Source organism: Acinetobacter sp. ANC 4558, assembly GCF_002135375.1.
GTDB lineage: Bacteria > Pseudomonadota > Gammaproteobacteria > Pseudomonadales > Moraxellaceae > Acinetobacter.
The window spans coordinates 64,506-77,113 of record NZ_NEGH01000011.1; the positions used below are offsets into that span (position 1 = coordinate 64,506).

Consider the following 12,608-nt stretch of genomic DNA (forward strand, 5'->3'; position numbering starts at 1 on the left):
GATGAATCATCAATATCGTCCAACAGTTTTATCGGTGCAAAACTTATCTGTTGGCTTGGTCACAACAGCTAAAGATGTCATATCAGAAATTAGTTTTGATTTAAAAGAAGGTGAAGTTCTTGGTTTAGTTGGGGAAAGTGGTTCAGGTAAAACCACGTTATCGAGTGCATTACTCGGTTATTCGCGTCATGGTGCAAAAATTACTCAAGGTAAAGTTGAGCTCGATGGGGAAGATATTTTAGCACTTGATGAACATGCGTTACGTCAGATTCGCGGAAGCAAAATTAGTCATGTGGCACAGGATCCAGGAACAGCTTTAAATCCATCGTTAAGAATAGGACAGCATCTTGATGAATTATTAGAAGTTCATCATAAACAAATCACTCCAGCAGAGCGATTAATTAAAGTTAAGAAAATTTTACAAGAGGTCGGTTTACCTGCTGACGATCAATTTTTAAAACGTTTTCCACATCAACTGTCTGGTGGACAGCAACAGCGAATATTATTGGCGTTGGCTTTTTTGTTGCATCCACGCTTAATTGTTTTGGATGAACCGACAACTGCCTTAGATGTAACCACACAAACTTTAGTTTTGAACATTATTCGAAAGTTATGTCAAGAATATAAAGTTTCTGCCATTTATGTTTCACATGATTTAACCGTCGTTAAAGATATTGCAGATCGGGTTATTGTCTTATATTCAGGGCGTATTGCTGAAGATGCACAATTACCACAACTATTTGAACAACCGAAACATCCGTATACACAAGGCTTAATTCATGCGATTCCTGATGTTTCGATTCGTAAATTGTTATCTCCGATTGAAGGACATGCACCTTCACCGAATCATCGCCCTGCAGGTTGTGCATTTGCACCACGCTGTTTTTATGCCACGGATCTGTGTCGAACACAGCATCCACAATTAATCAAAATGGTTGATGAATTTGAACCTCATTTTGTGGCTTGCCATCATTTAAATCAAATTGAATTATTTGAGCCTGTACAAGAGGAATTGAGTCTAAACTTACAAGAATCTGAGCAAAAAGTTTTATTAAATGTTGAAAATATTAATGCTTGGTATGGTCATCACCAAGTTTTATTTGATGCATCATTTCAATTGCGACAAGGTGAATGCCTTGCTTTGGTGGGCGAGTCAGGTTCTGGAAAAACGACATTATCGAGAGCATTAGCAGGTTTAAACGATAGTGTTGAAGGCAAATTATTTCTTGAGCATGCGTTGTTACCTTTTAGTGGAAAACTAAGAACATTAGCGCAACGCCATCAACTACAGTATATCTTCCAAAATCCGTATAAAGCTTTAAATCCTGCACATACCATTGGACAAACATTGTCTAAAGTCGTTGAGCATTTTTATAACACGACCAAGGCAGAAACTGCTGAAAAAGTTGCACAAGTATTGGCAAAAGTTTCGTTGCCACTACAAGTTAAAGATTTATATCCACGAGATTTATCTGGCGGTGAACGGCAACGTGTTGCCATTGCACGAGCGCTCTTATGTCAGCCTAAAATTTTAATATGTGATGAAATTACTTCAGCACTCGATGTCTCTGTGCAAGCCTCTATTTTAAAATTACTTCAAGAACTTCAAAAACAAGGCGTCACCTTATTGTTTGTTACGCATAACTTAGGTGTTGTACGTGCAATTGCTGATCGCATTGCTGTATTGAAGAATGGAAAAATTGTTGAATATGGCCATACAGATCAGGTGTTGAACCAACCGAAACACGCTTATACCCAACTTTTACTTGCACATGCGCCAAGTCTTTATAACAGCACAGCAGCAAAAGTTGAAGATAAACAACATTATTTAGATATTTCTGGAGCTTAAACATGAATGATATTCACAACCCTAATTTTCTCGCATTAGGTGCAGTCCGTCATATTCAAACTGAACAAGAAGCGTTACAAGTCGCAAAAGAGGTTGCAAAACAGCTCAATGAGTTTGCGAAGAATCCTGAATATAACAGAACGATTCCTTATGAACAGGCGAGATTAATTTCTGAGGCAGGTTTAACGACAATTAGTGTGCCTAAACAATTTGGTGGTTTGGGTGCAAGTATTTTAACGATTGTTAATGTTGTTAAAATTATTTCTGCTGCAGATGGTGGTGTTGGTCAGTTATTACAAATTCATTTCACCATGTTCCGTGGCATTTTAAATGGATATGATGATGATATTCGTGATCAATTAATTGCTGATGTCTTGGCAGGAAAACGTTTAGGTAATGCACTTGCGGAGGTTGGTGGAAAAGATAAATTCCATCATAAGACGCGTGTTGAGAAAAATGAACAAGGACAATCGGTATTAAATGGCAGTAAGTTTTATTCAACAGGTTCTTTGCTTGCAGAATGGATTTCACTCATTGCAGGGAGTGATGAAGGTCCAGTATCTGTTCTTGTACACCGTAATACACCAGGATTAGAACTTATTGATGACTGGAGTGCGATTGGACAAAATAATAGTGTCAGTGGCACAGTTAATTTTCATCAAATTGTATTAGATGAGCGTTACATTGCTAAACGTAACACGGGTGGTCTAGGAACTGTTTTACGAACTGGTTTAACATGGCCACAAATTTTACATGCAGCGATGGATACAGGAATTGCTTTAGGTGCATTGCAAAGTGGTATTGAATATTTACAAGAGAATGCACGTCCTTGGGTTGAAAGTGGTGTTGATTCTCCAACACAAGAACCACATATTATTAAACAAATTGGCGAGTTTGTAGTATTGGTTCGTTCAGCAGAAGCATTACTTGATCGTTCAGCAAATATTTTTACCCAGCATTTAGAAAATGTTCAAGATGAAGATTTACAAACTGAATTGATTTTATCTGTTGCTGCAACACGTAGTCAGTCTGATGCTGCATCATTAAAAATTTCAAGTGAAATCTTTGGTTTATTGGGTGCTAGCTCAACGTTATCAAAATGGAATTTAGATCGTTTTTGGCGAAATGCACGTACGCATACTACACATGATCCAATTCGCTGGCGTTTATACCATGTTGGCAACTATTACTTAAATAACATTCCACCTGGTGAATATAATTCGGTGCTACTGAAAAGACAGGCGCAAAATGTAACGCAATTCTCGAAAGAAAAATAATCGTTATTTATTATTAATAGAAAAAAACTCTATCTGTATCAGATAGAGTTTTTAATTGCTGATGATTGTATAAAAAGGTTTGATTTATATGGAATTTATAAATCAAACTGGATCAAAATATTATTTTAGAATGTTTTGATAAGCTTCAGGTGCTAACCATTCTTTTACATCTATTTGTTTTGGAATAAACTTCCAACGATATAAAAAGTCACTTAAGTCTTGTAATGCAAGTACCGACGTTTCATCAAAATTGGTATTTAATTTTAAATGTGCATTTTCGCCATATGCTAAATGAATCCATTGCTCACTACTATTACATTCTTTTGCTAAGTAGCGATGCGTATCGCTAGCATGTAGATGAGACCATTGTTCTGCTTCAAGAACAGATTCTACAATGGTTTGAGCTTGTTCTGGATAATTTAATAAAAAGCTCTCATCTACAGTCAATGTCCGTGGTGTACCATTATTTGAACGTAAGATCGGGTCAGGATGTGAACCAATATCAATAATGGTATGTAAAGCAAAGTCATGAGCAACTTGAGCTGCATGCGCACCTTTTAAAAAGATTGCATCAACATCGCCTTTTAATAAAGCGACAATTTCAGCACTGGCATTTTGTTTATTTCGATCACCTAAACCTGTTGCAGGACCATCTTGATGAAGATACTGTTGCTGTTGAGCTTCTACGATATCTTGGCGAATCGTATCGACTAACTCTAAGTCTGCAACTTCTAGACCAACTGTTTTCAAGGCATTTTCTAAGCCACGAATTGCTTGTGCACGTGAAAAATCAATTAATGCATCTTGATTATGAGGTAGACCAAAACGTTTCCCTTTTAAATCAGAAACATTTTTGATGCCTGTATCATAGCGTGTAAGTAATAACTGAATTTCATCTGCCCATGATAAACCAATGACTTTGGTTTTTTGACCAGATGAATAGGCCCAAATTGCTGGAATACTACCGCCATGGCGTACAGAGTTTTCTAAGGTATGGTTAAAATGAGAGTTACGGACATCTTTTGAGTTTGATTCACGAATAGATTTAATTTCGATATCTTGCTCAGAAAATTTGTTTTTTAACCAACCCTTTTGAATGGCAATCCCTAAACCTGTAGGTACTGGGCAACGTGTATACCAAAGTGTTTTTAAAGAAGTAGGTGTAAGTGTCGTCATAGCAACATCCTAAATAGATTTAAATGAATTAAAGCAATATTGATGCCATTTTATAAGTTATTGATTTTTAATAAATATTTTTGTTATATGAATTTATGATGTTGATATATCAGATTTTGTTGAAATCAAAACATATTCTTCCAAAGGGTGTCTGAAATTCAACATTACATAATATCTTAAAAATATAAAATAATAAAAAACAAATAGTTGAGATTTTTTTGCTCAATTGAAAATTGGCATAATTTTAGCAATATGAGCTTAGTTTAGATTTATATTTTGGTTGAAATGTTGAAACAATATCCATTGTTACGTAGCTTAGCACTTTATCGATTTATGCCATTTCGTTTTGGACTAACTGCTGTCTTATTTTTTTTAGCGAATTTAGGATTAGCATTACAACAGTTTTCGATTGGTCAAGCGATTGATACCTTGCGCCACAGCGATCCAAGTACATTATTTCAACATGCATGGTCAAGTCCATTAAACCCATGGTTCTGGTTTTTATTACTTTCAACCATTGCAATCGTTCGATCTTTAATTCAGTACTTAGCTGGAATTAGCGCATTAACGATCGGGCAACAATTATTAACCATTTTACGTGAAAATATTTTTAGTCAAGTTCAGCATTTAGATATTTCATGGCATTGGAAACATGGGCTCGGTGAAGTCTTATCACGTAGTACACGCGATTCAGATAAACTTAAAGAAGCTTTAATTAATTTTTGGCGACAAGTTTTTGAGTCAGTTTTAGTGGTTATTGCGACAACAGGTTTACTTTGTTGGTATAACGTTTGGCTTGGTTTAGTGCCTTTATTCTTCGTTGCTTTAGGCATTTTTGTTTTATTTAAATTAACAAATCAGTTGGTTCATTTAGACCATAAAGTGGCATATGCATATGAAAAAGTAGGAGACACTTTGGCTGAAAGTGTGAATGGTGTTCGTGTTGCAAAAGCCTTCCGCTTAGAAAATAAATTACAACAACGTTTCACAGATGCGATTCATCATTTTATTCACCATTCGCTTCAAGCAATTGCATTAGCTTCAAAACGGTTGCCAATTCCACAAATGATTATTGCATGTTCTTATTTATGGGTCATCGGGTTTGGTGCATATTTGATTGGACAACATCAATTACAAATAGGGGAATTTATAGCAGCCGTATTGATGGCAAACCTACTGGTATTTCGAATAGAAGGCATTGGTCAAGTATTACATATCTTTGCAGATGCACGATCTTCTGCTGTTAGAATTTGGCAAATGTTAGATGAAAAATCTAAAATTATTGATGGCAATGAAGCATTTTCGAAATCTGTGGATCATGGACTGAGTATTAAATTAGATCATGTGAGTGTTTTTTCTATAGAAAGCAAAAAATATATTTTAAGACAATGTAATGCGGTCTTTAAAGCAGGTGAAATTGTAACAGTTGTAGGCAAAACAGGTGCTGGAAAAACAACATTAATGAATTTGTTGAATCGATTCATTGATCCAACAGAAGGCAGAGTATTGATTGGCTCAGATGAAGAAGGCTGGGTTGATATTAAACATTTAAAATTACAAGAATTACGGTCTTTGGTTCAAATTATTCCCCAAGAAAATTTCTTTTTTTCAGGAACATTGGCAGAAAATTTAAGAGTGGCTAAGTCTGATGCAAGTGATCAAGAATTACTGAATGCACTTGATCAAGCTTCAGCATTAGAATTAATTCAACGACTTGAATATGGTTTGGACACCATTATTGGCGATAAGGGAGTGACATTATCTGGCGGTCAAAAGCAAAGAATTGCAATTGCTCGCGCAATTTTAAAAAACTCACTGGTCTTGGCTTTAGATGATTCAACAAGTGCATTAGATGCAACTACAGAACAACAGGTTCTTGGAAAAATTAGTCAATATTCTTCAACACAATCTTTAAAAACCTTAGTCATTAATTCAAATAAACCAACCACTATCGCATTATCAAATTGGGTGTTGGTACTTGATAAAGGAGAAATTATTGATCAGGGCAATCATTACGAATTATTAAAACGTTGTGATTATTATTGTGAGTTAATGGGTTTTGAAAAGCCTGAACCAACACAAATGTTAACAGCTACAGTTATGACGGTATAAGAGGCTTAGACATGAATATATCCACTCAAAAATTTCAGCCGAGAAAAGAAATAAGTGATTTGCAAGTTGAGGAAAACTTAGCAAAAACATCTATTCAGCGGAGCATGTTAAAAAAGCTTTTACCTCTAATTGCACCAATCCGTTATTTACTCGTTGCTTTAATTGTAGTTGAAATCTTCCAAGTCATGAGTATTTTTATACGACCATGGGTGATTAAATATATTTTGGATTCAGGATTTAGCCATCAAGCTGGACAATTAATACTGAATCATCACGTTTTATTCACTGCAATGATGATTTTATCATTAAGTTGGATTGTGCGATTTGGCTTGGCAGGATTTTCAAAATATTTATCAGGCTTTGCCGCTTTACGTGTTTTAAATGAATTACGGAAAAAATTATTTCAACACATTCAGACACTCAGTATTAGTTACTTTGATAAAACAAAAGCTGGGCGCATTATTTCACGTGCAGATAGTGATGTTGATACGCTTGAACCTTTATTGATTCAAGGGCCACCAGAATTATTATCAGCGGTTTTGCGCTGTGTGCTTGCATCGGGTTTACTATGGTATATCTATCCTCCATTTTTTTGGTGTTTATTTGCTGTTTTACCCATTCTTTTTACCGTTACTTTTATTTTTAAAAAATCGTCCCAGCGACATTGGGGGCGTGTTGCAGAAGAACGAAGTCGATTTACAGCACATTTAGTTGAAACGGTAAACGGGGCTAAAATTATTCAACAATTAAATTATAGTGAAAAAAATCAAAACCGTTATCAGCGATTATTACATGATTTCAACTCATCCATTATTTATGGCAGTAAACGAACCAGTTGGTTTGCTCCATTTACAGGTGTGTTATCAACAGTTGCAACAGCATCTTTTATTGTGATTGGAAGTTATGCACTGAGTGAAGGTGCAATTACCATTGGACAATTTGCTGAATGTATTTTCTATGTATTTTTATTTTTGGCACCACTACAAGAGCTAACTGATTTATTTGAGCGCTATGCTAATGGGACCGCATGTGCTCAGCGTATTTTCTTATTATTAGATACTCAACCTGAAATTTTGGATCAAGCTAATGCAGTAAAATTGGAACAATTATCAGGAAATATTAGCTTTAAAAATGTTGATTTTGCTTATACTACGAAACCCGTTTTACGAAATTTTAATTTAGATATTGACGCAGGCCAAGTGGTCGCTATTGTTGGCCCAACAGGGCATGGTAAAAGTACAGTTGTGCAATTGTTAACTCGATTTTATGAAGCACAGCAAGGGCAGATTCTTTTAGACCGTTATCCTATTCAAGCCATTAGTCAATCCAGTTTACGTCAGCACGTAGGAATTGTATTGCAAGATAATGTTCTTTTTAGTGGAACAATACTCGATAATTTACGTATGGTTCAACCCGATGCCTCGGACCAAGCTTTAATTCAAGCCATTGAGGAATTAGGTGCAAATGAAATTTTGGAACAATTGCCTCAACGTTACTTTACAGAGGTCGGTACATTGGGGGGGAACTTAAGTCATGGTCAACGTCAGTTGGTATGTTTAGTTCGGGCCTATTTAGCAGATCCTAAAATTCTAATATTAGATGAGGCGACCTCAGCAATTGATATTTATACGGAACAAAAAATTCAATTTGCTTTAAAGCGCTTATGCCAAAATCGTACATGTATTGTGATTGCACATCGTTTAAGTACGATTCGTGAGGCAGATAAAATTATTGTGATTGAAAATGGAACTGTTGTTGAGCAGGGAGCACATCAGGATTTGTTGAATAATCAGCAGCAATATTTTAAGTTGTATCAGTCCTATTTAAATCATCAGCTTGAGGAAAGTCACGTGGCTTAAGTGATTTTGAGTTGATAAAATGGTGATGTGATAATGCCGTAGCAGCACTGGTAATATATTCTTTATGGTACTTAGCCACATATATGGTGGCTAATTTTTTGTTGTATTGATTTCCAGTTTTAATTCATCTAACTTTTAAATAAATATTCGCTTATTTAATGCAATTAAGAATTTTTAATTCGTTTAAAAATACTTTGGCGGTGTTTGGTAAAAATGAATTTATGATGAAGATATAAGTTGTTTTTTAAACAAATTGGTAATTTTTTGTTTAGAAAGTGACAATTCTATTATTTGATTTAAATATAAGCTTATGATTTTTATATCATAAATAAGTTGGCATTGTGTTTGCTAAATGGGATTACTTTTTAGGGGAACGCAATGAAAGCATTACCATCATCGATTTTAAAATCTTCCATATTTATTTTAAGTGCTTTAGCAGGTTCAATTGCGCTTGCGAATGAATCTCTCACGCCAAAACAGAGTGAAGAGGATGTGATTACACTTGAGTCTGTTGTTGTAACAGGGAGTCGACGTGCAGTTAAAAGCCCACTGGATGCATCTGCACCTGTTGATATTATATCTGAAGAGCAGTTGAAAAATACAGGAACAGTTGACCTTTCAAAGGCATTAACGATTTTATCGCCTTCTTTTACATTCCCACTTGAGCCAGCTGGCGCATTTGCAGCACAAATTCCAGCAGGTGCATCTTTACGTGGTTTGGCATCAGATCAAGTTTTGGTATTAATTAATGGAAAACGTAGACATACGGGGGCGATTTTTACGCGTCAAAACTTAGCTAATGGACGTGGTGCTGCATCGGTAGATTTAAGCTTAATTCCATTGAATGCAGTAAAGCGTGTTGAAATTTTAAGAGATGGTGCAGCAGCACAATATGGATCAGATGCACTTGCTGGTGTCATTAATATTATCTTAAAAGATGATGATGATCATGGTGCTGTATCTTACCGCTTTGGAGAGTTTTCTTCAGGTCAGGGGGCACAAAATAAGATCTCTGCATGGAAAGGTTTTTCTTTACCCAATGATGGTAGTCTAACGTTTGCCATCGAATACGGTAATCAAGATTATGCGAATAATACTAATCCAGATAATCGTAGATTCTACCCACTTAACTATCCAAATGCTGAATATTTAGAAGCAAACTCTCCTTACCGACACTGGCGTTTTGGCTCTCCTAAGGTAAAAGATCAAGTGAATTCGGTCTTAAATGGTGAACTTCCTCTTACCGATACAATTAAACTCTATGGTTTTGCAACATATGGTTATAAAGAGAGTGTGGGGCAAAATTTCTATCAGCCACCGAATACCAATACAACCTTAAACCAAAATCCTTATTATTTAGCACGTTATCCACATGGGCGTATTACGACATCAATTTATTCATTGTATGACTATGCGATTACGACTGGCGTTAAAAACAGTGATTTCTTATACGGTAAAGTCGATTTCTCTGTTAATTACGGACGCAATAAGGCTTCTCAGCTTTATACAAATGGTATTAATCCAAGTTATGGTTATGATTCACCATCTGATTATAAAGTGGGTGACAATATTAATGAACAAACCAATGTAAATTTAGACTACCAAAAACCTATTAATGTCGCATTCTTCGAAGAACCAATTACATTTGCGACGGGTCTAGCCTATCGCAGAGAGCAATATCAACAAATTGCGGGTGATCCGATTGCATATACACGAGGTCCTTTTTATAACCCAAGCCCTGTAATTGGTGTGGGTGTTCCAGAAATTTATTCAGGTATTACCGATCAAGATGAGCGTAAAGTTTCAAGAGATGTTTTTGGTGGATATTTTGATGTAGAAGCAAAAATTTTGCCTAAAGTTGTTGCTGGTCTTGCATTTAGAGCAGAAGACTATTCTGATTTTGGTAGCACAACCAATGGTAAATTATCACTTAAATATGATATAGATCCGAGAGTTTCGGTACGTAGTACTTATAGTACAGGGTATAGAGCACCATCTATTACACAGCTTGGTTTTTCTGCCTATAGCCGACAAACTGTGTTGCAATCCAATGGTGTCTATCAAGACGTTTCACAACGAACATTATTACCAGGAAGTGAAGCCGCATTATTACTCGGAGGCAAAGACTTAGAACCCGAAAAGTCTAAAAATATTTCATTAGGTTTTGTTTTTAAACCATTGAAGAATTTATCTGCAACAGTAGATATCTATAAAATTGATATTAAAAACCGTATCTTACTTTCTGATAATATTACTGGAAGTATTATTAAGAATGCATTTGCAGGTACACCATATGCAGAAATTAACAATGTCGCATTTTTTAATAACCTGTTAGATACACAAACTAAAGGCTTAGAAATTACGACCAATTATGCATTAGATTTTGAGAAGTACGGGCAATTAAAATTAAATCTAGGTTATAGCACGAACAAAAATAAAATCACAAAAACACGTGATGCAGTAACAATTAAAGGTGAAGTTATTCCGTTTGAATCAATTGCTGGTCGTAGCACACGTGGTTTGATTGAATCTGCTTCTCCTAAAAATAAACTAACACTTGGTACAGATTGGACGATTGATAACTGGATTATTACGACTCACTTAAGACGTTATGGTGAATGGTCTACGATTGATAATACTCGTCCAGCATTCGATCAAACTTTTTCACCACAGTGGATTGCTGATTTAAATATTGGTTATAAACCAAGCATGGTTAAAGGTTTACGGATTGATGTTGGCGCTTATAATTTATTTAACTCTTATCCTGACCGTGCGATTAACACCAGTGTTGGTGGTGTTGTGAAATATAGTTTCAACTCACCTGAAGGTGGAAATGGAACCTTTATTTATAGCAAGCTTACATATGATTTTTAAGGATAAAAATATATGAAAAGTCGTATTCTAAATGCCGCTGTAGTTCTAAGTTTATTGGTATCCTTACCATTTGCTCAAGCCAAGGTTTATCCTGATAACTTGGTGGGTGATAGTTATTTATCTGATTTTTATGAATGGAATCAAGAAATTCCAAAAGCATCTGGGACTTTGTTACGTATTGAGCCATTAACGCCATCTTATATTGGTCAAAATAAAGCTTCAGCTCAATATCGTATTTTATACTCATCCACTAGTGGTGTAGATGCAAGTAAGGCATCTGTGGTGTCTGGTGCATTATTTATTCCTAAAGGCACACCGCCTAAAGGCGGATGGCCATTATTGGTTTGGGGGCATGGGACGGTGGGTTTGGCGGATACTTGTGCGCCATCATGGTCGGGTCGCTTATATATTGGGGTTGAACATTTAGATAAATGGTTGAGTGAAGGTTTTGCTGTTATTGCACCAGACTATGAAGGTTTGGGAACACAAGGCGCACATTGGTTAATTAACAATCCAATGTTGGCCTATAACATGCTTGATGGGGCAACGGCTGCGATTAATGCGCAAGTGAATATTGCAAATAAAGTCATTTTATCAGGTGAGTCGCAGGGCGGAGCGGGAGCATTTGCAGCTGCAGCATATGCTCCAAGTTATGCACCTAAGCTCAATATAAAGGGAACCGTTGCAACAGGTGTTATTTATCGTGATAAAAATGCAAAGCAACAAGAAGTCATCCGTTCAAATCCACATGAAGTGGTGACTGCAATTGCTTTACCGATGTATAGTTTTATTGCTGCGCAAAGTTACAATCCAAAGTTAAAACCCGAGGATGTCTTTACTGAAAAAGCACTTCCATTTGTTGAGCGTGCGCGTAACACATGTATCATTACTTTACAGCGTGATGTAACGAGTGCAGGCTTAACTTTTGCGAATGCCTTAAAGGAAAAGCCAAGCGAAGCTTATACAAAAACAGTAGAAGAAATGCAGGAAAAATTTGGCTATTTCCCAACATTAAAAATTAATCATCCTGTTTTTATTGCCACAGGTGCAAATGACAAAACACCTGATGTTCGTGGTCAGCTCAAGTTGATGAAAGATAGTTGTCAGGCGGGAACAACCATTGAAGGACACATTTATGCAGGTTATGGGCATAGCGATGCAGTTCCAATTTCAATGAAAGATGCTGTGCCATTTGCAAAAAAAGTATTAGCTGATCAAAAAATAAAATCGATCTGTCAACCAATCTTGGAATAATTTCAAAATGATATAGATAATAAATTTATATCAGTATTTGTGATTAAATTGAGTTCTCTCTTGTAAAAGAGAGGACTCGTAACCATATACTGAATACATAATAAATTTGACTGTTATTCATTGATTAAAAGTCATCAGTCATCTTGATTATTTAATTAAAGATAGAATGAAAAATATATTTTAAATTGCCATCTTTTATTTTTATAA

Annotated in this window: 7 protein-coding genes; 6 read left to right on the forward strand and 1 reads right to left on the reverse strand. The window is 35.8% G+C overall.

What is annotated here, in order from left to right; genetic code table 11:
- Position 1: 1 nt before the first annotated feature.
- Positions 2-1,849, forward strand: a complete 1,848-nt coding sequence (locus B9T31_RS13380; RefSeq protein WP_086182445.1) for a dipeptide ABC transporter ATP-binding protein — start codon at positions 2-4, stop codon at positions 1,847-1,849.
- A 2-nt stretch (positions 1,850-1,851) separates the two neighbouring features.
- The gene (locus B9T31_RS13385; protein ID WP_086182446.1) at positions 1,852-3,126 is read left to right on the forward strand and encodes an acyl-CoA dehydrogenase family protein; all 1,275 of its coding nucleotides are present in this window, start codon (positions 1,852-1,854) and stop codon (positions 3,124-3,126) included.
- 120 nt (positions 3,127-3,246) lie between these two features.
- Here the strand turns inward: B9T31_RS13385 and B9T31_RS13390 are convergent, their stop codons facing one another.
- Positions 3,247-4,302 carry an ABC transporter substrate-binding protein gene (locus tag B9T31_RS13390; RefSeq protein WP_086182447.1) on the reverse strand — a complete coding sequence of 352 codons (1,056 nt, stop codon included), beginning with the start codon at positions 4,300-4,302 and terminating at the stop codon, positions 3,247-3,249.
- Positions 4,303-4,587: 285 nt separating this feature from the next.
- On the opposite strand from B9T31_RS13390, the gene B9T31_RS13395 reads away from it, so the two are divergent.
- The 4 genes from B9T31_RS13395 (at position 4,588) to B9T31_RS13410 (ending at position 12,401) form a co-directional block, all read left to right on the forward strand.
- Positions 4,588-6,414 (forward strand): ABC transporter ATP-binding protein, encoded by a 1,827-nt coding sequence (locus B9T31_RS13395; RefSeq protein WP_086182448.1) that lies wholly within the window; start codon positions 4,588-4,590, stop codon positions 6,412-6,414.
- 11 nt (positions 6,415-6,425) lie between these two features.
- On the forward strand, positions 6,426-8,273 hold the full coding sequence (locus tag B9T31_RS13400; protein WP_086182449.1) for an ABC transporter ATP-binding protein: 1,848 nt from the start codon (positions 6,426-6,428) through the stop codon (positions 8,271-8,273).
- A gap of 378 nt (positions 8,274-8,651) precedes the next feature.
- Positions 8,652-11,147, forward strand: coding sequence for a TonB-dependent receptor plug domain-containing protein (locus B9T31_RS13405; RefSeq protein WP_086182450.1), 2,496 nt, complete (start codon positions 8,652-8,654; stop codon positions 11,145-11,147).
- A gap of 12 nt (positions 11,148-11,159) precedes the next feature.
- A complete protein-coding gene (locus B9T31_RS13410) occupies positions 11,160-12,401 on the forward strand; it encodes a lipase family protein (RefSeq protein WP_086182451.1) in 1,242 nt (413 codons plus the stop codon).
- The last annotated feature ends 207 nt before the right edge of the window (positions 12,402-12,608 follow it).

What these genes read in the sequence shown, in the direction of transcription:
- B9T31_RS13380 (WP_086182445.1), top strand. Translation starts at nt 2, where the DNA reads ATGAATCATCAATATCGTCCAACAGTTTTATCGGTGCAAAACTTATCT.
- B9T31_RS13385 (WP_086182446.1), top strand. Translation starts at nt 1,852, where the DNA reads ATGAATGATATTCACAACCCTAATTTTCTCGCATTAGGTGCAGTCCGT.
- B9T31_RS13390 (WP_086182447.1), bottom strand. Translation starts at nt 4,302, where the DNA reads ATGACGACACTTACACCTACTTCTTTAAAAACACTTTGGTATACACGT.
- B9T31_RS13395 (WP_086182448.1), top strand. Translation starts at nt 4,588, where the DNA reads ATGTTGAAACAATATCCATTGTTACGTAGCTTAGCACTTTATCGATTT.
- B9T31_RS13400 (WP_086182449.1), top strand. Translation starts at nt 6,426, where the DNA reads ATGAATATATCCACTCAAAAATTTCAGCCGAGAAAAGAAATAAGTGAT.
- B9T31_RS13405 (WP_086182450.1), top strand. Translation starts at nt 8,652, where the DNA reads ATGAAAGCATTACCATCATCGATTTTAAAATCTTCCATATTTATTTTA.
- B9T31_RS13410 (WP_086182451.1), top strand. Translation starts at nt 11,160, where the DNA reads ATGAAAAGTCGTATTCTAAATGCCGCTGTAGTTCTAAGTTTATTGGTA.